This is a genomic window from Niabella insulisoli (assembly GCF_039652435.2).
Lineage (GTDB): Bacteria > Bacteroidota > Bacteroidia > Chitinophagales > Chitinophagaceae > Niabella > Niabella insulamsoli.
The window spans coordinates 3,852,599-3,874,490 of sequence record NZ_CP190246.1; the positions used below are offsets into that span (position 1 = coordinate 3,852,599).

Consider the following 21,892-nt stretch of genomic DNA (forward strand, 5'->3'; position numbering starts at 1 on the left):
TTTAGTCAGGAGAAATCGGTGTCGAGGTAGCGGATGAAATTAATTACAGGCATGTATCCATTTTTTCTATCCTTAGTATAAAGGGTGGATGAGACGCCTCAATGTGCCTTATCGGGTGTGTTAGAATTTTTGAAGGGGGGTTTCATGATATTAGTTACTTTTGTCGCCGCTTTCAATCGAAATGGATAATTTGATCGATCAAATTGATAAAACAAAACTGCCGCGGCATATTGCCATTATTATGGATGGCAACGGGCGCTGGGCGCAGGAGCAGGGCGAAGACCGGCTTTTTGGCCATTTTCATGGTGTGGAAAGCGTGCGCGACATTGTGGAGGGCTGTGCTGAAATTGGCGTAGCATATCTCACGCTTTATGCATTCAGCACCGAAAATTGGGACCGGCCGGAATATGAGGTGGTGGGCCTGATGGAATTGCTCGTATCGACGATCCGCAAAGAAGCGGACACACTTCGCAAAAACAATATCCGTCTGCACGTGATAGGAGATATGAGCATGCTTCCCGCTTATGCGCAACAGGAACTCAATGAAGCGCTGGACATCACTTCCGGTAATACAGGATTAAACCTCATTATGGCGCTAAGCTATAGCGGCCGGTGGGAACTTTTAAATGCCGTGAAAAGTATTGCCAATGAGGTAAAAAATGATCGGCTACAGGTAGAAGCCATCAACCAGGACACGCTTCAAAAATATTTATGCACCAGCGCCTTTCCCGATCCCGAACTGATGATACGAACCAGCGGCGAATACCGGATCAGCAACTTCCTGCTTTATCAACTCGCTTATGCAGAACTGTATTTTACGAATGTAAGGTGGCCTGAATTCAGAAAGAAAAATCTTTACGAAGCGCTTATCGACTACCAGGGGCGAGAGCGGCGGTTTGGCAAAACTTCCAACCAGCTGAAATCAGCGCCTTGACATTAAATGCGTTTTATCCTCATGGATCAAAGCCCTTGCTCTGGAATGCCTTCGGTGAAATGCATCACCGCTTCGCAGGCGGCAGGCTATTTTAACATGAGTTTTCCAATTTTTACCTTTAATTTGCCGCCGCAATGGGAATATGTGTAATAGCCTGGTGATGAATAATAACTTCCTGCTTTTGCAAAAACAAAATTGATTACCGATATTTAAATCCTTTATGCGTTTTTTTCTTTATAGGTTTTGTGCTACCATCTTATCTTTTACCGCGGTAAACTGTGTTTTTGCTCAAACGGATACCCTTCCCGGCCCGCTTTCGCCCGAAATGCAGGAGTGGCGCAACCCCACCCAGGCAAGGGATTATGTCATAGCCGACCTGACCGTTACAGGCGCCAGTTATCTGGACTCGACAATTATTCTTTCCGTAGCAGGTTTGCAAAAAGGCCAAAAATTCACCCACCCGGGCTCCGATATCTTTTCCCGTGCCATTCAAAATTTGTGGCGCCAGAAACTTGTTGCAGATATTCAGATTTATGTAACACACATTGTCGGAGACAATGTGAGCATTGAAGTAGCCGTAAAGGAAATGCCCAGACTGGGTGATTTCAAGTTTGAAGGCGTTAAGAAAACCGAGCAGGAAGAACTTGTCAAAAAAACGGCTATCGCCAAACAAACGACCATTCTTTCTGAAAATACGCGGCGCAATATTATCGACGTCGTTAAAGGGTTTTATGAGGAAAAAGGGTTTCATGGCGTGCAGGTCGATTTGATCGAAAAGCCAGATCCTGTTTTCAAAAACTCCAACGCCCTTACTATTAAAGTTAATAAAGGCAAAAGAGTAAAAATAGACGCCATTCATTTCTTTGGTAATGAAAAAGTAAGAAGTACCAAGCTGAAAAAACAAATGAAAGGCACGAAGGAAATGACTAAAATGACACTGTTTCCTTCTGATTATGTAAGCACTTACGGCCCGATCAACCATTATAGTTTTAACGAATACATGAACGATTGGGGCTTTTTGTCAGGAACTAAGTCGCTGGAAGTACTCGACCCCTATTTCAGGTTTAAATTTTTCTCTTCTTCTAAATTCAACCAGAAGAAATATGTCGAAGATAAAGAGAAGGTTTTAAGCTATTTTAACTCGAAGGGTTACCGCGATGCGCAAATACTGGCCGACACCCAGGTGATCAAGGACGATAAAATGTATATCGACATCAAAGTAAAAGAAGGGCAACAGTATTACTTTGGTAAAACCACCTGGAAAGGAAACTCGGTAGCGAGCGACACCTTGCTGAACCAGATTTTAAACATTCGCGAGGGGGATATCTACGACGCCAGCACTTTGAACAAGGCGCTGGGAATTGAACCCAGCCAGGACGCTGCTGATGTACAAACCTACTATCGCGACAAAGGATATCTTTTCATCCAGGTGACACCGGTTGAAATGGGCATTCGCAATGGCGACACTATTGATCATGAAATTCGCATTATCGAAGGGCCTCAGGCACGGATCAAGAAAATCAATATTGCTGGTAACGAACGCACCAAGGAGCATGTTATCCGCCGCGAAATGCGTACCTATCCCGGCGCGCTATATAGCCAAAGTGCTTTGATGCGTACTATTCGCGAGTTGAACGCCCTGAATTATTTTGAACAGGAATCGATCAACCCGCAGCCAATGCCCAATCAGAACGATGGAACGGTGGATATTAACTGGAACCTGAAAGAAAAATCTTCCGATCAGCTCGAGCTTTCCGCAGGCTGGGGCGGCGGTATCGGACTTACGGGTACGCTGGGCGTAACTTTTAATAATTTTTCTATTAAGAATATCTGGAAAAAAGAAGCCTGGGATCCATTACCCGTCGGCGATGGGCAAAAGTTGAGCCTTCGCGTGCAATCTAACGGCCGCGCCTTCCGCTCTTATAACTTTTCATTTACCGAACCCTGGCTGGGCGGCAAAAAAAGAAATTCTTTAATTCTTTCTTACAACAACAGTAAGTATTATAACCCTGATTTTACCAGCTTCTATTCCACGGGCAGATACCGCTATTCAAAAGACACATCTCTTACCGTAAATGGTTTTTCAATTGGGCTTGGTAAGCAGTTGAACTGGCCCGATGACTATTTTTACATGACCTACACGGCGGCGTTAACGCGTTATAATGTAAAAAATATGGGACGGGCTTATAACCTACCTTTAAACACAATGATTTCAAACAACCTGAGTTTGAAGATTGCCCTTCAGCGGAACTCCGTTTCAGACCCCATTTTCCCAAGGAGCGGAAGCGACCTGATGTTTAGCGTTCAGGCAACGCCGCCCTATTCACTTTTAGGCGGTGCCTCAGACCAGTATAAAAATGTGGAATACCATAAATGGCGCTTCAATTCTACCTGGTATGTGCCATTGGGGAGAGGAAAAGGCGAAAATAAAGACCGCCAGTTTGTACTGAAACTGGCTGCGAAATATGGTTTCATGGGTAAATATAATCCTGAGTTGAATTATTCACCATTTGAGCGCTTTCAGCTGGGTGATGCCGGGTTAAATAACACATTCTCCCTGACCGGTTTTGATATCATCGCGCACAGAGGTTACCCGATTTATAACACGTCTGATCCGACTATTAATCCTGACAATACCACTTCGCAGGATTTTAACAACTTCTTCATTATGTTCAACAAATACCAGGCAGAGCTTCGTTATCCCCTGGTCACCAACCCGAGCAGCACCATTTTTGGACTGGCTTTCTTCGAAGCAGCCAACGGTTGGAAGGACTACAAAGATTATAATCCGTTCAAGCTCCGTCGTAGCGTTGGTTTGGGTATGCGGTTCTACCTGCCTATGTTTGGCTTGTTAGGCTTTGACTATGGTATTGGCTTAGACCGACTGACGCCAGGTGGCGGCTTGAAAGGCGCTGGCAAGTTTACCTTTATGCTTGGCTTTGAACCCGAATAAGAAGCGGGGCGCCAGGCTGCCGGCCATTTAAACGCAACGAAAATACCTTCCGCAACGTCAAACACATAATCTCAAATTTAAAATTGATCAAATTTTAGTTATGCGAAAAATATTCCCCCTATTGTTGCTGCTAAGCTTTGCAACTACCTTTTCTTATGCTCAAAAATATGCGGTGATAGACACCAGATATATTTTTAGCAAAATGGCTGATTTTGAACAGGTTCAAAAACAGGTCGAAAACCAGGCTGCCACCTGGCAGAAGGAAATCGATACCAAACAGGCCGCGCTGGATAAGTTATACAATGACTACGAGGCCGAGGAGGCGATGATGAGCGACGACCTGAAAAAACAGAAAGAAGACGAACTTTTTAACAAAGAGAAAGAATTGCGCGACCTGCAGAAGAAACGCTTTGGTTTTGAGGGCGATCTGTTTAAGAAAAGACAGGACCTGATGGAGCCGCTGCAGAAAAAAGTAGCCGACGCTGTTAACAGATTGGCAAAAGCCAATGGCTACGATTTGGTATTCGATAAAAGTGAGGGCAAATCCATTATCTTTGCCGACCCCAAGCTGGATAAGAGCGAAGATATCCTCAGGGAAATGAGATTGAAATAAATTTTTTAAACAATAAACACAAAACTCAAAATGACCTACTGCTTACCATTTTAAAAAAGCAGTATTCGATTAGAGAGAGCTGAAAACGAAAAAAGAACAAATGAAACAGTTAAAATTTATCGCAGTTGCCTTAGGCGTTATTATGATGTGTGCATCTGCAGCCAATGCGCAGAAAATCGGTTACGTTAATGTTGATGCTTTGGTTTATAATCTTCCTGAGGCGCAGAAAACCCAACAGGATCTTCAAAAATGGCAGCAGGATTCAATCGGCGGCACTTATACAAGACTTTACCAGGAGTACCAGGAGAAGGACAGCGTTTTGAAAAAAACAACAACCGCTTCAGTTAAACAAGTTTTGGAGAGAGATTTAGCCCAGTTGGGAGAAACGCTTGGCAACTGGCAGCAAATTGCAGGTCAGGCTTCCCAGGCAAAGCAGGCGCAACTTTTTAACCCTCTTTACAAAAAAGTAATGGATGCGGTAAATGCATACGCAAAAGAAAAAGGTTATACTTATGTTTTAACGCAGGACGCTTTTGTGGTGGCGCCGGATAGTGATAATTTAAGCATTCCTATCGCTACCAAACTAGGAATTAAAGTTGATGCTAATGGCAACACGCCGGCAGCGGGAGCTTCACCAGCCGCAGGCAAATAAAATTTTATAAATAATGCTTTTAAGCCGCCCAATTCAGGGCGGTTTTTTATTTTTGGGATCACAACAGATAAGCGATGCAAGAAGCTGCTCCCATAGGTGTGTTCGATTCGGGTTATGGCGGGTTAACCGTTCTGAAGGAGCTCGTCGCGCAGCTTCCCGAATATGACTTCATGTATCTCGGCGATAACGCCCGTGCGCCCTATGGCACGCGCTCTTTCGAAACCGTTTATCAATATACGCTCGACGCCGTTAAATGGTTTTTCGCGCAGGGATGCCACCTGGTTATGCTCGCCTGCAACACGGCTTCTGCCAAAGCGCTTCGAAGCATACAACAGAACGACCTTCCGACGCTCGCACCAGATAAACGGGTTTTGGGTGTTATAAGGCCCAGTACAGAAATAATCGGCCAATATTCCGAAACAAATGAAATTGGCATTTTGGCCACAAAAGGTACGGTAGCCTCAAACTCCTATCCTATCGAGATAGAAAAATTTTTTCCTGCCATCACTGTTTACCAGGAAGCCTGCCCGATGTGGGTGCCGATTATCGAAAACAATGAAATGGACAATGTAGGAACGCATCATTTCATTAAAAAGAACCTCCATCACCTGTTTCAAAAAGGCGATAATATCGATGTGGTTTTACTGGCTTGCACCCATTATCCGCTGATGCGCAAACAAATAGAGGAATACTTACCTGTGGCGGTGAAACTACTTTCGCAGGGTGAAATTGTGGCGCGAAGCCTGGCCGACTACCTAAAGCGCCATCCTGAAATGGATGAAAAATGCAGGAAAACGGGGCAGCTCACATTTTTTACAACCGACGCCACCGAAGATTTTGATGAGAAGGGATCTGCTTTTTTTGGCCAGGCGCTGGCCAGCCAGCATGTTTCACTATAAATGCTTAAAGTTTTCTCAGTTTCACTTTTCCACTTTTAAACTTTTCCCTACCTTTGCCGTCCTTTCACAGGCAGGAGATGTGGTGATCTTCTGTGAAGAAAATTAAACCTGCATGTTCTCCCATGCTATTAATTAAAAAAGTGGAAAATTAAGATATTGTGAAATGGGCCATAGGTATGCTAAGTAGATCAAAAGAATAAGCATATTGGCGCATTCCTTGTCTGCCGAAGGGCAGGCCTGCCCGAAAGTTCAGGCGGGCATCTGACCACAAAAAATAAAAAAATACACAGATGAAACGTACTTTTCAACCACACCGCCGTCGTCGTAAAACTGTTCATGGTTTTCGTAAACGTATGCAAACCGCTAATGGCCGCAAGGTGTTGGCAAGCCGTCGTGCAAAAGGCCGTAAAAAACTTACTGTGTCTGACGAAAGCAGACTGAAGTAAGGTTTTTTCACAGCTCAAAACTCTTTATAGTAGCTCCGCATTTAGCGGGGCTATTTTTGTTAGCGGGAATTTTAAAAAACTAAGGGAAAAGTATAAATTTATATTACCTTTGGTAAAAAGGTATACCATGGCTAACAAACGAAAAAAAAATTATCCCAAAAACCAGGAACCGCCGCAGCAGTTACAGGATCCTGAAGTAGCTTATATCACCAGCGGGCCGGCCAATCCGTTTATTATCATTGCCGGGAAATCAAAGAAGGCAGAATGGCAAATGACGGCCGTAGAAAAAATGGATATGGTTAGGGATGGCATCAGCAAAAAAAATCTGGAAAGTCTGAAAATTAAGGCCAACCTCGATTACGACAAGCTCTCCACGCTTCTTTCAACCACTCGTGCTACACTGATCAACAAAAAAGGTTCAGAACATTTTAATACTGCGCTCAGCGAAAGAATCGTAAGCATTGCCGATGTATATTCGTATGGTTACGAAGTTTTTGATGATGAAGAAAAGTTTAATGAGTGGGTGTTCAGGCCCAACAGAGCTTTGGGTGGCAAACAACCGTTCGAGCTTTTAAACAATCAGTTTGGCCGCGAGGAAGTGAAAAACCTCATCGGCCGGATTGATTATGGCGTTTATTCTTAAAGCTGTTGCATGTTAGTGTACCGAGTGAGTAAAACGAAATATGCGGCGGACCTAAAGGGAGAAGGAGCGCGTTTGTGGGGAGGCCGGTGGAACCACAGAATGGTAGGTTGCCTTTATACGTCAGAAAGCCGTGCCCTTGCGATTTTGGAGTATACTGTTAACATTAGCCTCGATGATATTCCGCGTGCTTTGAGCCTTGTGACGATCGACATCCCGGATCAAAAAATAATGGTTTTGAAGGAGTCCGCATTACCCGGAGACTGGAAAAGTATTCCCGCGCCATCCTCCACAAAAGATTTTGGTTCTGATTTATTGCTGGCTGCGGATCAGCCGGTAATTAAAATACCTTCGGCGGTCCTTCCATCTGAGTATAACTATCTTTTAAACCCCCGGCATGCGGAAAGCGAAAAATTTAAAATTAAAGATATCGCCGATTTCGTGTACGATGTCAGAATAAAACAATCTTGAACAACCGTCTTTATACTTTTCCCAAACCGCAGCGGCTGAAGAGCCGGAAAAAGCTTCAGCAATTATTTGCTGAAGGCAAATCGGTGCGAACCGACCAGGTCAGGATCGTTTATCTAAACGAAAAAAACGGCCTGCCTGAAATCAAGTGCGGCGTAGGGCTTACCACAAAATTTTTTAAAAAAGCCGTTGACCGAAACCGGATTAAAAGGCTTTTGAGAGAAGCCTATCGGTTGCAGCAAGCCTTGCTCGAACCTCCTCACGGCTCGCTGTCCATTTTCATTCTATTTACCGGTAAAGTATTGCCCGACTACGCAACGATTTTCAAGGATGTTGGGTTAGCTTTACAAAAATTGCAGAAAGCTTTAAATGCGGCAAATATTAAAAATACTTAGCTGGCCTTTCATTGCCCTGATCAAAATATATCAGTGGGTTATTTCGCCGTGGTTGGGGCCCAAATGCCGCTACACGCCCACTTGCTCTCATTATGCGCTGGAGGCTTTTAGAAAACATGGCGTTTTTAAGGGTTTTTGGCTTGCTGTAAAAAGAATTGCCAGATGCCACCCCTGGGGCGGAAGCGGCTATGATCCTGTGCCTTAGTTTTAAACTTAAAATCTTTTAAATGGTTAGCGGTATCGGACTGGATGTAATCGAAGTAGAACGGGTTCAACAAAAAATTGAAAAGGAACAGGGCTTTCGCGAGCTTGTTTTTGCGCCGGAAGAAATAGCCTATTGCGAGCCCAAAGCTCATAAATATGAACATTATGCGGCGCGCTTTGCCGCAAAAGAAGCTTTTTTTAAAGCGCTTGGTACCGGCTGGGCCAATGGCACGGCCTACAATGAGATTCTGATTTTAGGCGATGACGCCGGCAAGCCGGAGCTCCATTTGAAAGGCGAAACCGCAACCACATTGGCACATATCGCGCTTAATCAAGTGAAAATATCCGTCAGCCATTTAAAAAACATTGCTGCCGCAGTTGTCGTCATAGCATCCTGACCTTGTCAAAACGCTAATTACCGCCTTCTTTCTTTTTTTGTTGTCCCTGCGCCGGCGGCCGATTATGCTGCCCCCTGCGCCCCTGCTGTGGGCGGTTTCCTTTGTTGGATTTTTGCTGGCCCTGGCCATCCCGGGGCTGTTGTGCCTGGTTGCCGCCCTGGTTTGATCTTGATGATTGTTGTGGCCCACCGCTTCTTCTCTGCTGCTTGCGCTTTTTATCGGCACGCTCAAGCGCACGCAGCGAGGTTTGCCCCACGACATCTACAAAAGAAGGCTCTACCTCACGCTCTTTGGTCGACACCAATTCAACCGCTTCCAGCTCTTCGGGTTTGATATGCTGGCGATTAAGAGATTTAATCTTTTTAACGCGTTCGATCGTTAGCGGGTATTGCTTATTGCTGTCGGGAAGCGAATACCACATCAGGTTTTTGAAAATATCTTTTTTTACGAGATAAGCACGCCCCTTCGCTACTTCGAGCTGGTCGCAATCGTTGGGAAAACCCTGCAGCGCGTCTAAGTAAGTGTCGAGCTCATAATTCAAACAACATTTCAGGCGACCACATTGGCCGCTAAGCTTGGTTTGATTGATGGACAGGTTTTGATAACGGGCAATCGACGTATTTACCGATTTAAAATCAGTGAGCCAAGTGGCGCAGCAAAGCTCTCTTCCGCAGCTACCGATGCCGCCCACTTTTCCTGCTTCCTGGCGGGCACCGATCTGGCGCATTTCTACTTTTACTTTAAATTCGGTAGCGTAAACTTTGATAAGTTCCCTAAAATCAACGCGCCCGTCGGCGATATAATAAAAAGTCGCCTTTCTTCCGTCTGCCTGCATTTCCACCTGGCTAATCTTCATATCGAGCCTTAGCTGCCGCGCAATGGCCCTGCTCCTGATCACTGCTTCCGGCTCCCGCTGTTTGTTTATTTCCCGCTGGTCAAGATCGCGATCCGTTGACAGGCGCAGCACTTTTTTCATATCGGGATTTGCCTCTTTCACACCGTATTTTTTCATCTGCAGGCGCACAATTTCGCCGGTCAGGGAAACCTCGCCTACATCAAAACCGCTTACGCCTTCCACCGTTACCAGATCTCCTTTTTCAAAAAAATGGACGGTCGTGTTTCTAAAGAAGTCCTTACGGGTGCCTTTATTGAAACTTACTTCAATAACATTGCAGCCGCTATCAACGTCTGCAATGGGTAAGTTTCTCAACCAATCATAAGTATTCATTCGATTGCAGCCTCCGGTGCTACAGCCACCATTGCTTTTGCAACCTCCAGGTTTGCTACCATTGGCAGTGCCACAACTTGTACAACCCATTGTTTGTAATATGCTTTAAAAAACGAGAAAGTGTTGGGGGAAATATGGCGTATGCAAAACAACGGCAAAGAGGCCGTTGTTATTCACTTATGATAAAAAACTGAAAATCAGTTTATTAAAAAATCTTCATGAAAGAAGAATAAAAATCATTTCGCTCCCATTTCCAAAACCCCACTATTCGTTTGCTTCTAAAAATTCAAAAATCGCCCCGGTTTCCGATCGCCTCAATCAATCAAAAATACAACATTGTGCTGAATGATATGATAAATTTTAATGGTCAGTGCCATAAACAACATCTTGCCATTGGCATTTCGCTCAATATAATAAGTGGCTTTGTCTAATTCTTCGATAATGGCCTGCTGCTTTTCTATACTGGTGATGCGGTTGAGCCGCAGCGCAAAATCGCGTTCACTTTCGGGATATTGTTCCGCCAGGTCGGGTATGACCCTCAAACGCAACGCCGTTCGAAGCAGGTGATTGAAATATCTTAAAAATTGCTTTTGCCCCTCGCGCCCCAACTGGCCTGCCTCTTCCACCCATTTTGACTGAGCCACGGGGCCGGTTTTCATGATACTGTTCAGCCAGTCTCGCAACAGCCTTTGCCAGTCTTCATCAGAATGCTGCAAAATTTGCATCGCTTCCCGGTAGTTCCCTTCCGCAAGCGCAGCCACCCGCATGGCGGTTTCTTCGTCGGCTTTATTCCGCGTTACTAAAGCATTCCTGATTTCTTCGTCTGACGGTTGGGGTATTTTGATCAGCTGGCACCTGCTCAGTATAGTTTGCAGAATCTGGCTCTCATTTTCCGCGACCAGCAGAAAAACGGTTTTTGCCGGTGGTTCCTCAATCAGTTTCAACAGTTTGTTGCCTTCGGCGCCAAGATACTCGGGCAGCCACATGACCAATACCTTGTAGCCTCCCTCAAAACTTTTCAGATTGAGTTTTCTGATGATATCATTACACTCGTGGGCAGTGATATTACCCTGTTTATTTTCAGCCCCGATAAATTGTAGCCAGTCGTACACATTGCCGTAGGGATAAGCTTTAATAAAAGAACGCCATTCAGTGATATAATCCGTGCTTACGGGCGGCGTGCCTGCTTTCCGGGTCACCACGGGATAACTGAAATGTATATCGGGATGAACCAGGTCGGCTGCTTTTTGACAGGCTGCACAAACGCCGCAAGCGGCGTCTAATTTTACAGGTGCTCCATCATCCGGGCTTTCGCCGCCGCCAAACAAAGAGGGCGCGTCGGAGATGGCGGGGCGGTTTACCTTTTCACAAACAATATATTTTGCAAAAGCCAAAGCAAGCGGCAGCGCGCCGCTGCCTTCTTTACCCAGAAAAAGCATCGCATGCGCCAACCGGTTTTCCTGCATCAATTCGGTCAACTCTGTCTTTAACTGTTGCTGGCCGATAACATCTGTAAACTGCATGCTGCAAAATACGGTGTTTCGGCAATACAACAGGCGCCTGGCGGCTATTCGTCATTTTTTATCGTGTTAAACAAATTTTAAGGTAATTTGTCATATCTAATACGTTTATTATGAAAATCGAACAAATATATACCGGCTGCCTTGCCCAGGGCGCTTATTATATCACTTCTGAAAAAGAAGCTGCAATCATTGATCCGCTGCGGGAAATTGAGCCTTATATTGCCCGGGCCAAAAAAGACGGCGTAACGATCCGGTATATTTTTGAAACGCATTTTCACGCTGATTTTGTCAGCGGGCATATTGACCTGGCGGCTCAAACAGGCGCCCAAATCGTTTTCGGGCCAACCGACGCGCCTATCGGCTACGATGCGCTGATTGCGAAAGACGGGCAGGAATTTGATCTCGGGAAGATAAAATTGCGCCTGATTCATACGCCCGGCCACACGTTGGAAAGCTGCTGCTATCTTTTGCTGGATGAAACCGGTAAAGAAAAAGCGCTCTTCACAGGCGATACTTTATTTATTGGCGACGTAGGCCGCCCCGATTTAGCGCAAAAAGTGGCGGCTGACCTCACCCAAGAAAAACTTGCGGGGATGTTATTTCATTCGCTGCGCAATAAAATCGCTCCCCTGCCGGACAACGTGATGGTTTATCCTGCTCATGGCGCCGGAAGCGCTTGTGGTAAAAATATGAGCAAAGAAACCAGCGACACCCTGGGAAATCAAAAGCGCACTAATTATGCGCTCAATATGGCGCTAAGCCAGCAGGAGTTTGTAAACCAGGTAACGGAAGGGCTCACTGCGCCGCCACAATATTTTCCGCAGAATGTGAAAATGAATATCGAAGGCTATGACAATTTTAACGAGGTGCTGGAGCGCGGCACTCAGCCTTTAACACCCGAAGCCTTTGAGGCGGCGGCCAATCACACGGGCGCTATTATCCTTGATACGCGCAGCGCAGCAGACTTCTCCGAGCGGTTTATTCCCAATTCTATTAATATTGGGATTGATGGAAGCTTTGCCGTCTGGGTAGGCACTTTGATCCCAGATGTAAGACAACCGTTGCTGCTCGTGACCGATGAAGGGCGCGAAGAAGAAGTGGTAACGAGGCTTTCGAGGGTAGGCTACGATAATTGCCTGGGTTATTTGCAAGGCGGTATTGAGGCCTGGAAAAAGGAATTAGATCATATTCAAAACATCGACGCAAGGTCGTTGTCAGAAAAAGAAAATCCTTCTATTATTGATGTCAGAAAAGAAAACGAATTTGAGGAAAGCCATATTGCGGGAGCGCAAAATTTTCCGTTAGATTATATTAATGATCATTTTTCGGATATCGATCGGAATGAAACACAATATATTCATTGCGCCGGAGGATACCGCTCCATGGCTTTCGCGTCTATTTTAAAAGCACGCGGGTTTGAAAAAGTGGTAAACGTTACCGGCGGCTTCAAATCCATAAAAGAAAGCGAAGCCTTCAAGATTACTTCGGGTAAAAGCCATCAGCATTAATTATCCCTCTGACGCAAATAATCCATCAGGTTTTCCGATTCCAGAACCGGCTTACCGCTTACATCTTTAACATACCAATAGATCCAGGAAACGATGGCTTCATTCGTTTCTAAAAGCGTGGCGTCGACCAGCGAACGGTTATAATAGATATCTTCCCCGTCATCCGGGTAAAGGCCTTCATAATCGTCTAACTGCGCTAAAATAAACGAAAGTTCCTTGGGGTTTTTGATTTCATAAAGTTCACCTTTGATAAACCGCCCCGTGTCGATAGCCGTTCCCACGGGGAAAGTGCCCATATCATAAATAGTTCCTTTGACCTGCGCGGGGCCTTTCAGCCGGAAATAGCGGGAAAGGTATTCGTAGGCCGGGCTTTTGAACCCGCTTAAAAGCGATCCATACACAAAAAGAAAATGACTGTGTGTTTGCATAAAGTTATTGGTAGCCAAATTTAAAAATTACCGGCGACTAGCAAAACAAATCCTCAAGTGCTCTATCACATGCCGTCTATTATTCAGCATTCGCCGGCGGCGTGTCTTTATTTTCCTCGATGGGTAAAATTGCGTTAGGATCCACATCTCCGCTTGTTGTTGGCAGCACCACTTCAGGCAAAGTTTTCTTTTCCTCAAAAGGCCTTTTACCAATTAATCTTTCCAAATCGTCTTTAAACAAAACTTCTTTTTGCAACAATTCTTCAGCGATAATCCGCACTTCCTCTTTCTTTTCCTCGATCAACGCTTTCGCACGCGCATAAGCTTTGTCAGAAAGTTTTTTCACTTCTTCATCAATCAGCTTGCCGGTTTCTTCACTATAAGGTTTATGAAAACCGTTTTCGTTTTGCGGATCGTAGAAAGAAATATTACCTATGCGTTGGTTCATACCGTAAACGCTTACCATTGCGTAAGCCGTGCGGGTTACCTGTTGCAAATCGCTGAGCGCGCCGGTTGATATTTTTCCAAAGAAGGTTTCTTCACTGGCTCTTCCGCCGAGCGTCATGCACATATCGTCTTCAAGCTCTTCGGTGAGCGTAAGGTATTTTTCTTTAGGCAGATATTGCGCAAATCCCAAAGCCGCCGTCCCGCGCGGAACGATTGTTACTTTCAGCAGCGGATGAGCGTGTTCCAAAAACCAACCTGTAACCGCGTGGCCTGCCTCGTGATAGGCGATAACACGTTTTTCGTCGGGTAGAATAATTTTGTTTTTCTTTTCCAGTCCGCCAATAATACGATCAATTGCATCGTTGAAGTCCTGCATTTCCACGTCCTGCTTGTCTTTTCTCGCAGCGATCAAAGCCGCTTCGTTGCAGACGTTCGCGATATCGGCCCCGGCGAAGCCCGGTGTTTGAGCCGCCAGTTTGTGAATATCCAGGTTTTTTGACGTTTTAATTTCTTTGAGATGCACTTTAAATATCGCTTCGCGGCCGGCAAGATCGGGTTTGTCGATAGAAATCTGCCGATCGAAGCGGCCCGGCCTCAGTAACGCCGAATCTAACACATCCGGCCTGTTGGTTGCGGCCAGCACGATAATACCTGAATCTGTTCCAAACCCATCCATTTCCACCAGCATCTGGTTGAGCGTACTTTCGCGCTCATCGTTGCTCATCATGGCGTTTTTGCCGCGCGCACGACCGATGGCGTCTATTTCATCAATAAATATCACACAAGGCGCCTTTTCGCGCGCCTGCTTAAACAAATCTCTTACGCGGCTGGCGCCCACACCTACAAACATTTCCACGAAATCGGAACCACTAAGGCTAAAAAACGGCACCTGCGCTTCCCCTGCCATTGCTTTGGCCAGCAGGGTTTTACCGGTTCCCGGAGGCCCTACCAATAAAGCTCCCTTCGGAATTTTACCGCCGAGGCTGGTATATTTTTTTGGATTTTTTAGAAAATCAACAATTTCCATCACCTCGCCCTTCGCTTCGTCGAGCCCGGCCACATCGGCAAAAGTGATATTGACTTTAGTGCCTTTGTCGAACAAAGTCGCTTTAGATTTTCCGATGCTGAAAATGCCACCCGGGCCGCCTGCACCGCCGGCGCCACCGCTCATTTTACGCATGAGTAAAATCCACACACCTAATAATAGCACAAAAGGAAGCAGGTAACCAATCGCTTTGCCGAAAAAGTCGCTTTCCGGATCGACGTCTGACTCCGGCTTTTTTACTTCAGGATGATCCTTAAAAAAAGTGCTCATCCGTTCTGGAAAACGTTCGGGGTCAGAAATTTTAAAATAATATTGTGGCTGCTGCTCCTGGCTTCCGCCAATAAGCGATTTATCGTTGTCGGCGGCAGTTTTTGCAGAATCGCGCAAATCCCAAACCCGCACCATATTGCGATTATCCACCAACACGTATTTACCAACCTTGCCCTGAATGATTAAAGTTTTGAATTCATCTTCCGTAATTCTTTTTGAAGATGAACCAAGGGGATTAAAAAGCTGAAAGGCGAGCATGATCGCCAAAATGATGATAAAAGCCCAATAACTTCCAAACCTGGGCGTTTTTCTAGGTTCCCCGGGCGTATTGCTTTTATTATTAGTATTAAAAAACGGATTATTTCTCTTTTCCTGCTTAGCCATTTCTTGTGTTTGATATATAAGGCGTAAACCCTCTAAATTGTTTATGAACTATTTATAAAATTATGGATGCTCAGACACCGCGGCGTCGCTCCACATTTCTTCGAGATTATAAAATTTCCGGCTTTCAGGATGCATTACATGGACAACAATATTCACGAAATCTATTAATACCCATTGCAACCCCTGAAAACCTTCTTTATGAAAGACGTTCTCCCCGCAATTTTCCTTTACGCGGTCTTCAACATTGTCGGCAATGGCTTTAACCTGAGGCTGGCTGGGCGCTTCACACACAATAAAAAAATCGGCAACCGCCTCGGGGATTTTCCGCAGATCGAGGGCAACCACTTTTTCACCCTTTTTTTCATGAATGGCGGCGAGGATGGTTTTGAATAATTTTGAATTTTTAGAAAGTTTTCCAGAGCCGGAATTTTTTCTTTTTGCCAAAGAAGCCAAAGGTTCCAATATAAGATGTGATTTTAATTAAAATAAAACATTTGAAATAAAGGGAAAACAGGAAACTACGACGCAATGACAGTTGTTTACAACGCATTTGGCTGAAGTTTGCCTATTCCTTGTTTAATTTGCTCAAAAATAACGAATCTTGGCACAACAATCTGTAGATAATTGGGCTTTTCCGCCGATAATCGAACTTTTAACAATAGACAGCACCAATAATTATGCCCTGACGCTTTTGAAAGAAATGAACCTGACGAGCCGGCAGGAAATAAAGCATGGCGCGGCCGTTTTCGCGCACGACCAGTTTGCCGGAAAAGGCCAGCGCGGCAAAACCTGGCATTCGAAAGCGGGCGAAAATATACACTTAAGCATCATTATCGATCCGAAAAAAATTGGCCTTCAACGCCAATTTTTACTTAGCGCGATCGTTTCGCTGGCGGTGAGGCGGTTTTTTGAAAAATACGCGCAAAGCGATATATCTATCAAATGGCCCAATGATATTTTTTTCCGGGACAGAAAAGCGGGCGGCATCCTGATTGAAAACCTGATCAGCGGCGCGGATTGGAAATGGGCCGTGGTGGGTATAGGACTTAATATCAACCAGGTCGCCTTTGCATCAGTGACCGACCGGCAACCGGTTTCGCTGCGCCAGATAACCGGGAAACAATTCGACTGCCTGGCATTGGCCGAAGAATTGAGAAACGATGTTATGTGCTTTTTTGAAAAAACGGTGAGCGAAACTTCAGCGCAAACACTAATGGAAAACTACAACCAGTTTCTTTATAAAAAGGGCGAAACGGCATGTTTTGAAAAAGATGGCGAACGGTTCGAAGCAATTGTTAAAGCGGTGTTGCCCAGTGGGCAGCTGGTACTTCAAACGGATATGGACCTTCCATTTGAATTTGGCGAAATCAACTGGGTGCTCTAAAAAACTGAAAATTACATCGCGCCCGTGGCCGCTGCATTTGCTGCCTGCACAGCGCCAGCTTCCGCACCACTGGTGGCAAGTCCCTCGCCCGTCATGTTCACAAAAGCATAACCCCAGCCTTTTAGTTCGTTTTTCCAAACGAGCGAACCATTCTCGGCATTCAGGCATACCACAATTCCTGAAACCGCAACATAAAGTTTCGACCCTTCGAGCGCCAACTGGCCGACCGCATAGCTGGTCGTGGTTTTTACATATTCCTTAAGCTTCACCTCCCAAACGATATCCCCGCTTTTCTTGTCGAGCGCGGCCACGCGGCCATTGCTGTAAATAAATAATTTATTGTCGATCCTCATAAATATTTTTTTTATTTACCAAGCTTTTTCAACAGGATCTCCGGCTCGTTGGTGGTTATAAAATCGATGCCCTGCGCCAGAAAGTCATCCATTACCTGCTCATCATTTACCGTCCAGGCATTGGTTTTAACGCCCAGTGTTTTCGCGGTTTTGATCCAGTTTTTATTCTTTTGAAAAACACTGAAATGGTAATCAGCGTCCAACCGGTCGGCCTTTAGTTTTTCCGGCGAAGCGTCTCCATTCAAATACTGTACAGGAGCTTTTGGTTCCAAAGCGCGGACCTTTTTGCATACATCATAATCAAATGCGATATAAGCGGTTTGCGCCTGCCCGTTAAGGCTTCTAACTAATTCCACTACTTTGGTCGCCAGGCGCAGCGACCGTTCTTTGCTGACTTTTGAAGTTTTTATTTCAGCCACCATAACCGTTTTCTTTTGGCTATAGCCTTCTTTCAAATAGGCTTCCAGTGTGGGAATTTTTTCGCCGTTTTTCATACGCTTGGCGAGCAATTGCTTATAAGTGCTTTGCTCAATATGCATCCCCATAAAATCGTGGTCGTGGTTTACGACCAAAACTTCGTCGCTGGTCATGTGAATATCAAACTCAGTTCCGCCACAGCCCAGCGCTATAGCGGCTTTCAGCGAGGCGATGGAATTTTCTGGCACGCCGGTGTTTTTAAACGCGCCCCTGTGGGCAATGACTTTGTTGGAGAATGACACAGTGGATTGGGTTGATTGACGGGCGGGCGCACAGCTGTAAAAATACATAGCAAGGGCTGCAAGCGCGAGGAAGACTTTATTCATCCGACTAATTTATAAAAAAGAAGGGAAATATCTGGAAGTAATCATCGTTACCTTATTGTTTCTTTTTCACTTCAGTTTGAAACGGTTGGTAATTTCCTCATCCGTTTCTGCGGCCCGCGCCTCACATTCCAGTCCGCATTGATAATACCCCACTTTAAAGGTCTGCCAGAGATAGGTTGCTATAAAGCGAAGAAACCCCAGCCTTTCATATTGCTCGATATGCTTCAGCTCGTGTCGCAGCCATTTTTCGTTAGCCAAAAACACTGCTTTCGAAACGCCATGAAGGTGGATGCGGTTTCCCAATACGATGGCAGCATTGCTGCTTCCAAGTTTGCGCGCCGCTATTTTTGCCACCAAAGAATTTTCTTTTATGCTGAACTGCTTCATGCTGCCGGCAAAGTTAACTGCAAACAAAACGGCTTTCAAAAATTTGAAAGCCGCCGATTATCCTGATCGTGTTTATTTTTTTACGCCTCTTTAACCAGTTCTACATTCGCTACCAGCTTTACGTCGTCGCTTACAGCGATTCCGCCCGCTTCTGTTACAGCATTCCAGGTGAGACCAAATTCTTTGCGACTGATTTTCGCTGCCACCTCAAAGCCGGCTACCGTTTGGCCATAAAGGTTGGGCCCAATCCCGCCATGTTCTACCTGCAGCGTTACCGGCTTGGTGATGCCTTTCAACGTCAAATCGCCTGTCACCTTATAATCGCTACCGTCTTTTTCCACTTTAGTTGAAACAAAACTTAACGTCGGAAATTTTTCAACTTCAAAGAAATCGGCACTTCTCAAATGAGCATCTCTGTCGGCCACGCCGGTGTCAATACTGCTGACATCCGCAGTAAAGGAAATTTTTGCGTCAGAAAAATCCTCCTGACTCGCTTCCAATGTTCCTTCAAAGGTTTTGAATTTGCCGGACACGGTTGAGATAACGAGGTGCTTTACTTTAAATCCGATGTCTGAGTGCATCGTGTCTATTTTCCAAGTTGCCATAAATTTTTTTTTTTAATTAATAGCGCAAAGCTAAAGCCCGATGTTTCAACACCCATTAACATAGATTAAGTTTCCGCTTTTTCTTCTAAAAAAGCAACGGGCAGGTGCAGCCAATAACCTCATGCGGTTGCGATCTATGCTAAGGCCCGGTTCAAAAAATTGTTGAGAGGTTGCAGGGTTTCGAAAGCAGCGCCGACTTTGGTCAACAGTTTTTTACTCGTCAGATCTGCGTCAGGCACGGCCATGATACCCACAAAGCTTTTGTGTTTTAAATATGCTGCTGCCGGATTATCGGGCTCATATCCCTTGGGTACACGCTTCAACAGTTGCCCATCTTCTGAAGCCAGCGGGCCATAGGTAGCTTTAAATTTTTTTGCTAAAATGATAGCCTCGAACTCGGGCAGGTTATAGTCGATTTCCTGCCTGACTTTTGCAAGCATATCAGCCGGTGGCTGCCACATACCACCGCCGGTAAAGCTGGCGCCGGGTTCCAGATGAAAATAATAACCTGCAGTCATTGACTTTTTACCCTCACTATTGATGAATGCGCCGAAGTTGGTTTTGTAAGGCGTTTTATCTTTAGAAAAACGTATATCACGATTGATGCGAAACATACAATCTTTTGCTTTGAGATGGGCTATGGACGGATCTTTCACAGCAAACGACTGAATGACCTGATCAATAAAATCAGCAAAATCCTGACGAGCCGCTTCGTAAGCTTTACGGTTTTCATCGAACCAGGGTTTGTTATTGTTGAGTTTAAGCGCTTTGAGAAATTTTATTGTCGATGGTTGAAGCATGAGCAATTTTTTCATGCTAAGGTAGTAAGACAACTTAATGTTGACGAATGCTTATTCGAAATATTTAGCGAGTTTATAAGGCGTCTCCAAAATAGTCTCCGGCGAAAGCTTGCCTGACAGGGAATCAATAACAACGTTTTGACCAATCGAAACCCATGAATTACTTTGCGCATCTATTTTTAGATTTACTATGCGCGCGTGCGCGCTTATCATCACTTTTGATGCATTGCTTTTAATAGTATAATTTGATAGCAATACTCTGCATTGTTCCGAAAGAGAATCACTCAACTCCGGATGCCTGTTAAGAGTTGTCATTATTTCCAGCTCCGCCTCCTTCGCCAGGTCAATCGCCATATTTTTCGGGCTGTCGCCTTTGATTGTGTTGATGATAACTTTTGCACGCTCTGCGATAACAGCTACCTCCTGGGGAATGATTAAATCAAGTTCTACTCCGTTATAATAATTCGCGGCTTTGAGCGCCTCATTTGTTTTGGTATTGTAGGTAATGACCAAAGTATCTTTGATGAAATTTATGTTACAGCTATCCGAACGCCCCTCTTCAGACCGCGCAGCATTATAATTAACAAACTTGTAGGCGTAGTCTTTTCCGGTCTTAATATTACACCTCAACTGGTTAGCTATCGGACCTCCGTCCAACTTCACCACACGAAACGGTTTCAATGTTTTAAAGGCTACATCTTCCATTCCAAATCTATTCTTGACAATATATCTGTCTTCCTTAATAGCCTTTTTAAATGCCATGACCATTATAAGCGGAATAGCGAATACGATGGCTATTAAAAGAAGCAGCAGTTTGTTACTCGTTTTCATGTTTTTAGTTTTTATTGCAGCATTTGCATGATGTGCGCTGACAGGCAGCGCATGGAATCTTTTATCTTTTAAACAAAATCAGGAATATTGCTTTTTGAATTTTTCATACTTGGCTTTCAGATCTTCGGGCTCGATATTTAGCAGGTACATATTCCTGAAAAACAAAGGCAGCTCCTTTTCTAAAAACTCCTGCTTCCGGTAATTGGCGGCGTTTTTGCTACCCTCCGTTGTTATAAAATATCCAATGCCGCGCTTGTCATAAATGATATCCTGTTGCTTCAAAAATTCGTAGGCGCGCGCTACCGTGTTGGGATTTACTTCCAACTGTATGGCGAGCTCCCGCACACTCGAAATTTTACCATCGGGCATCCATTCCCTCAGCATTATTTTCTCACACACATAATCCGCTATCTGTAGATAAATAGCCTGTGCATTATTATTGAATTGCATAGTTAATTTCTTTCAGTGATCAAATTTGCTTTTCCTTCAATTTAAACCACGTGATCAACCATAAAAACGGAGCGATCAGGTATTTCATAAAGAATACCAAGGTTTCTCTCAACACCGGAGATACGAAGTATTCTTTGTACGTCTCCTTTAACTCTGAATTGGCGTAGTGATAACTTTCCAGCTTAAACAATTCAAAATTGAACCCTTTAAAATAATAATTGGAGATTTTCGATAGGTAGAAAATATAGGAGAAAAAGATAACGGCAACAATAATCAGCGTAAAAATGATGGCGTATCTTTTAAAGGCAACTGAACCCAGCAAAAACGCCGCCTGTACGGCAAAAAATGCGCTTACGAAAATGGGCATCATATCGCCGGATCCATCCACCTTCTTCCAATTCACCCGCTTGAAGGTGTAGGTCGATGGATCACTTTCCACCAAAAAATTAATGTAGGCTTCCATTAATGTTTTCAGCAGAAAGAAACAACAGGCATAAACAATCGTAAAGACAATAACATTAAAAAACAACTGGGTGAAAAGCTTCTCTGCATGGCTGGCCGGGAAACTGATCCAATAGATCCCTTTGTCTTTTGCTCCCAGCATGTTGAAAGTGGTGCCGGCGAAAATGCTCCCTGTAATAAAAAGACCGAAGAGGCCGGTTACGTACAAACTGTTTTCGTCAAAATAATCGCCGGTTGTCGATAACCAGATCATAAAAATAATACCCAAAAGTCCCAGTAGCGCTAAGGTGGATACCAGGTAAAGCCTGCGGTGTTCCACCCACTGTTTCACAATCAGCTTTCCGAGCCTGTTTAAACTAAAATTTGCAGTCATAGAAATAAG

At 44.7% G+C, this 21,892-nt stretch carries 26 protein-coding genes; 13 read left to right on the plus strand and 13 right to left on the minus strand.

What is annotated here, in order from left to right:
* The first annotated feature begins 181 nt into the window (after positions 1-181).
* From ABDK00_RS16190 to acpS, 11 genes are all read left to right on the plus strand, one after another.
* The gene (locus tag ABDK00_RS16190; RefSeq protein ID WP_346236292.1) at positions 182-934 is read left to right on the plus strand and encodes an isoprenyl transferase; all 753 of its coding nucleotides are present in this window, start codon (positions 182-184) and stop codon (positions 932-934) included.
* 220 nt (positions 935-1,154) lie between these two features.
* The gene (locus tag ABDK00_RS16195) at positions 1,155-3,887 is read left to right on the plus strand and encodes a BamA/OMP85 family outer membrane protein (RefSeq protein ID WP_346236291.1); all 2,733 of its coding nucleotides are present in this window, start codon (positions 1,155-1,157) and stop codon (positions 3,885-3,887) included.
* A 100-nt stretch (positions 3,888-3,987) separates the two neighbouring features.
* Positions 3,988-4,500 (plus strand): OmpH family outer membrane protein, encoded by a 513-nt coding sequence (locus ABDK00_RS16200; protein WP_346236290.1) that lies wholly within the window; start codon positions 3,988-3,990, stop codon positions 4,498-4,500.
* A 100-nt stretch (positions 4,501-4,600) separates the two neighbouring features.
* Positions 4,601-5,152: an OmpH family outer membrane protein gene (locus tag ABDK00_RS16205; protein ID WP_346236289.1), complete on the plus strand. Its 552-nt coding sequence runs from the start codon at positions 4,601-4,603 to the stop codon at positions 5,150-5,152.
* Between the two features lie 74 nt (positions 5,153-5,226).
* Positions 5,227-6,051 carry a glutamate racemase gene (gene murI, locus ABDK00_RS16210; protein WP_346236288.1) on the plus strand — a complete coding sequence of 275 codons (825 nt, stop codon included), beginning with the start codon at positions 5,227-5,229 and terminating at the stop codon, positions 6,049-6,051.
* 290 nt (positions 6,052-6,341) lie between these two features.
* Positions 6,342-6,497 (plus strand): 50S ribosomal protein L34, encoded by a 156-nt coding sequence (gene rpmH / locus ABDK00_RS16215; RefSeq protein WP_214448476.1) that lies wholly within the window; start codon positions 6,342-6,344, stop codon positions 6,495-6,497.
* Positions 6,498-6,624: 127 nt separating this feature from the next.
* Positions 6,625-7,140 (plus strand): type II RES/Xre toxin-antitoxin system antitoxin, encoded by a 516-nt coding sequence (gene parS, locus ABDK00_RS16220; protein ID WP_346236287.1) that lies wholly within the window; start codon positions 6,625-6,627, stop codon positions 7,138-7,140.
* Positions 7,141-7,149: 9 nt separating this feature from the next.
* A complete protein-coding gene (locus tag ABDK00_RS16225; protein WP_346236286.1) occupies positions 7,150-7,608 on the plus strand; it encodes an RES family NAD+ phosphorylase in 459 nt (152 codons plus the stop codon).
* Entirely contained in the window at positions 7,605-8,000 is a 396-nt protein-coding gene (gene rnpA, locus ABDK00_RS16230; RefSeq protein WP_346236285.1) for a ribonuclease P protein component, read from the plus strand. The genes ABDK00_RS16225 and rnpA overlap by 4 nt, the downstream gene beginning before the upstream one ends.
* Entirely contained in the window at positions 7,975-8,205 is a 231-nt protein-coding gene (yidD, locus tag ABDK00_RS16235) for a membrane protein insertion efficiency factor YidD (protein WP_346236284.1), read from the plus strand. Before rnpA ends, yidD begins: the two co-directional genes overlap by 26 nt.
* 22 nt (positions 8,206-8,227) lie before the next feature.
* The gene (acpS, locus tag ABDK00_RS16240) at positions 8,228-8,602 is read left to right on the plus strand and encodes a holo-ACP synthase (protein WP_346236283.1); all 375 of its coding nucleotides are present in this window, start codon (positions 8,228-8,230) and stop codon (positions 8,600-8,602) included.
* A gap of 13 nt (positions 8,603-8,615) precedes the next feature.
* Here the strand turns inward: acpS and ricT are convergent, their stop codons facing one another.
* Both ricT and ABDK00_RS16250 read right to left on the minus strand, forming a co-directional pair.
* Positions 8,616-9,920: a regulatory iron-sulfur-containing complex subunit RicT gene (ricT, locus tag ABDK00_RS16245; RefSeq protein ID WP_346236282.1), complete on the minus strand. Its 1,305-nt coding sequence runs from the start codon at positions 9,918-9,920 to the stop codon at positions 8,616-8,618.
* A gap of 224 nt (positions 9,921-10,144) precedes the next feature.
* Entirely contained in the window at positions 10,145-11,353 is a 1,209-nt protein-coding gene (locus ABDK00_RS16250) for a hypothetical protein (protein WP_346236281.1), read from the minus strand.
* Between the two features lie 110 nt (positions 11,354-11,463).
* Here ABDK00_RS16250 and ABDK00_RS16255 point away from each other — a divergent pair, with 110 nt between their 5' ends.
* Positions 11,464-12,861 (plus strand): MBL fold metallo-hydrolase, encoded by a 1,398-nt coding sequence (locus tag ABDK00_RS16255; protein ID WP_346236280.1) that lies wholly within the window; start codon positions 11,464-11,466, stop codon positions 12,859-12,861.
* On the opposite strand, the gene ABDK00_RS16260 is transcribed toward ABDK00_RS16255, so the two are convergent.
* From ABDK00_RS16260 to rsfS, 3 genes are all read right to left on the minus strand, one after another.
* On the minus strand, positions 12,858-13,289 hold the full coding sequence (locus ABDK00_RS16260; protein WP_346236279.1) for a gamma-glutamylcyclotransferase family protein: 432 nt from the start codon (positions 13,287-13,289) through the stop codon (positions 12,858-12,860). The genes ABDK00_RS16255 and ABDK00_RS16260 overlap by 4 nt on opposite strands.
* A gap of 79 nt (positions 13,290-13,368) precedes the next feature.
* The gene (gene ftsH / locus ABDK00_RS16265) at positions 13,369-15,435 is read right to left on the minus strand and encodes an ATP-dependent zinc metalloprotease FtsH (RefSeq protein ID WP_346236278.1); all 2,067 of its coding nucleotides are present in this window, start codon (positions 15,433-15,435) and stop codon (positions 13,369-13,371) included.
* Positions 15,436-15,495: 60 nt separating this feature from the next.
* Complete coding sequence (rsfS, locus tag ABDK00_RS16270) at positions 15,496-15,897, minus strand: ribosome silencing factor (protein ID WP_428400345.1); 402 nt, start codon at positions 15,895-15,897, stop codon at positions 15,496-15,498.
* 139 nt (positions 15,898-16,036) lie between these two features.
* Here rsfS and ABDK00_RS16275 point away from each other — a divergent pair, with 139 nt between their 5' ends.
* Positions 16,037-16,819, plus strand: coding sequence for a biotin--[acetyl-CoA-carboxylase] ligase (locus tag ABDK00_RS16275; protein WP_346236276.1), 783 nt, complete (start codon positions 16,037-16,039; stop codon positions 16,817-16,819).
* An 11-nt stretch (positions 16,820-16,830) separates the two neighbouring features.
* On the opposite strand, the gene ABDK00_RS16280 is transcribed toward ABDK00_RS16275, so the two are convergent.
* From ABDK00_RS16280 to ABDK00_RS16315, 8 genes are all read right to left on the minus strand, one after another.
* Positions 16,831-17,172 (minus strand): PQQ-binding-like beta-propeller repeat protein, encoded by a 342-nt coding sequence (locus ABDK00_RS16280; protein ID WP_346236275.1) that lies wholly within the window; start codon positions 17,170-17,172, stop codon positions 16,831-16,833.
* Positions 17,173-17,183: 11 nt separating this feature from the next.
* Positions 17,184-17,975, minus strand: a complete 792-nt coding sequence (locus tag ABDK00_RS16285; RefSeq protein ID WP_346236274.1) for a glycerophosphodiester phosphodiesterase — start codon at positions 17,973-17,975, stop codon at positions 17,184-17,186.
* Positions 17,976-18,041: 66 nt separating this feature from the next.
* Positions 18,042-18,362: a DUF4157 domain-containing protein gene (locus ABDK00_RS16290; protein ID WP_346236273.1), complete on the minus strand. Its 321-nt coding sequence runs from the start codon at positions 18,360-18,362 to the stop codon at positions 18,042-18,044.
* An 80-nt stretch (positions 18,363-18,442) separates the two neighbouring features.
* On the minus strand, positions 18,443-18,967 hold the full coding sequence (locus tag ABDK00_RS16295; protein ID WP_346236272.1) for a YceI family protein: 525 nt from the start codon (positions 18,965-18,967) through the stop codon (positions 18,443-18,445).
* 134 nt (positions 18,968-19,101) lie between these two features.
* Complete coding sequence (locus ABDK00_RS16300; protein ID WP_346236271.1) at positions 19,102-19,782, minus strand: DUF2461 domain-containing protein; 681 nt, start codon at positions 19,780-19,782, stop codon at positions 19,102-19,104.
* A gap of 36 nt (positions 19,783-19,818) precedes the next feature.
* A complete protein-coding gene (locus ABDK00_RS16305; protein ID WP_346236270.1) occupies positions 19,819-20,598 on the minus strand; it encodes a hypothetical protein in 780 nt (259 codons plus the stop codon).
* Between the two features lie 78 nt (positions 20,599-20,676).
* Positions 20,677-21,048, minus strand: coding sequence for a GntR family transcriptional regulator (locus tag ABDK00_RS16310; RefSeq protein WP_346236269.1), 372 nt, complete (start codon positions 21,046-21,048; stop codon positions 20,677-20,679).
* Between the two features lie 19 nt (positions 21,049-21,067).
* Positions 21,068-21,883, minus strand: coding sequence for a hypothetical protein (locus ABDK00_RS16315; protein WP_346236268.1), 816 nt, complete (start codon positions 21,881-21,883; stop codon positions 21,068-21,070).
* Positions 21,884-21,892 lie beyond the last annotated feature (9 nt).

Excerpts from the sequence above, each read along its gene's own strand:
- ABDK00_RS16190 (WP_346236292.1), top strand. The coding sequence starts at position 182 with ATGGATAATTTGATCGATCAAATTGATAAAACAAAACTGCCGCGGCAT.
- ABDK00_RS16195 (WP_346236291.1), top strand. The coding sequence starts at position 1,155 with ATGCGTTTTTTTCTTTATAGGTTTTGTGCTACCATCTTATCTTTTACC.
- ABDK00_RS16200 (WP_346236290.1), top strand. The coding sequence starts at position 3,988 with ATGCGAAAAATATTCCCCCTATTGTTGCTGCTAAGCTTTGCAACTACC.
- ABDK00_RS16205 (WP_346236289.1), top strand. The coding sequence starts at position 4,601 with ATGAAACAGTTAAAATTTATCGCAGTTGCCTTAGGCGTTATTATGATG.
- murI (WP_346236288.1), top strand. The coding sequence starts at position 5,227 with ATGCAAGAAGCTGCTCCCATAGGTGTGTTCGATTCGGGTTATGGCGGG.
- rpmH (WP_214448476.1), top strand. The coding sequence starts at position 6,342 with ATGAAACGTACTTTTCAACCACACCGCCGTCGTCGTAAAACTGTTCAT.
- parS (WP_346236287.1), top strand. The coding sequence starts at position 6,625 with ATGGCTAACAAACGAAAAAAAAATTATCCCAAAAACCAGGAACCGCCG.
- ABDK00_RS16225 (WP_346236286.1), top strand. The coding sequence starts at position 7,150 with ATGTTAGTGTACCGAGTGAGTAAAACGAAATATGCGGCGGACCTAAAG.
- yidD (WP_346236284.1), top strand. The coding sequence starts at position 7,975 with ATGCGGCAAATATTAAAAATACTTAGCTGGCCTTTCATTGCCCTGATC.
- acpS (WP_346236283.1), top strand. The coding sequence starts at position 8,228 with ATGGTTAGCGGTATCGGACTGGATGTAATCGAAGTAGAACGGGTTCAA.
- ricT (WP_346236282.1), bottom strand. The coding sequence starts at position 9,920 with ATGGGTTGTACAAGTTGTGGCACTGCCAATGGTAGCAAACCTGGAGGT.
- ABDK00_RS16250 (WP_346236281.1), bottom strand. The coding sequence starts at position 11,353 with ATGCAGTTTACAGATGTTATCGGCCAGCAACAGTTAAAGACAGAGTTG.
- ABDK00_RS16255 (WP_346236280.1), top strand. The coding sequence starts at position 11,464 with ATGAAAATCGAACAAATATATACCGGCTGCCTTGCCCAGGGCGCTTAT.
- ABDK00_RS16260 (WP_346236279.1), bottom strand. The coding sequence starts at position 13,289 with ATGCAAACACACAGTCATTTTCTTTTTGTGTATGGATCGCTTTTAAGC.
- ftsH (WP_346236278.1), bottom strand. The coding sequence starts at position 15,435 with ATGGCTAAGCAGGAAAAGAGAAATAATCCGTTTTTTAATACTAATAAT.
- ABDK00_RS16280 (WP_346236275.1), bottom strand. The coding sequence starts at position 17,172 with ATGAGGATCGACAATAAATTATTTATTTACAGCAATGGCCGCGTGGCC.
- ABDK00_RS16285 (WP_346236274.1), bottom strand. The coding sequence starts at position 17,975 with ATGAATAAAGTCTTCCTCGCGCTTGCAGCCCTTGCTATGTATTTTTAC.
- ABDK00_RS16290 (WP_346236273.1), bottom strand. The coding sequence starts at position 18,362 with ATGAAGCAGTTCAGCATAAAAGAAAATTCTTTGGTGGCAAAAATAGCG.
- ABDK00_RS16295 (WP_346236272.1), bottom strand. The coding sequence starts at position 18,967 with ATGGCAACTTGGAAAATAGACACGATGCACTCAGACATCGGATTTAAA.
- ABDK00_RS16300 (WP_346236271.1), bottom strand. The coding sequence starts at position 19,782 with ATGAAAAAATTGCTCATGCTTCAACCATCGACAATAAAATTTCTCAAA.
- ABDK00_RS16305 (WP_346236270.1), bottom strand. The coding sequence starts at position 20,598 with ATGAAAACGAGTAACAAACTGCTGCTTCTTTTAATAGCCATCGTATTC.
- ABDK00_RS16310 (WP_346236269.1), bottom strand. The coding sequence starts at position 21,048 with ATGCAATTCAATAATAATGCACAGGCTATTTATCTACAGATAGCGGAT.
- ABDK00_RS16315 (WP_346236268.1), bottom strand. The coding sequence starts at position 21,883 with ATGACTGCAAATTTTAGTTTAAACAGGCTCGGAAAGCTGATTGTGAAA.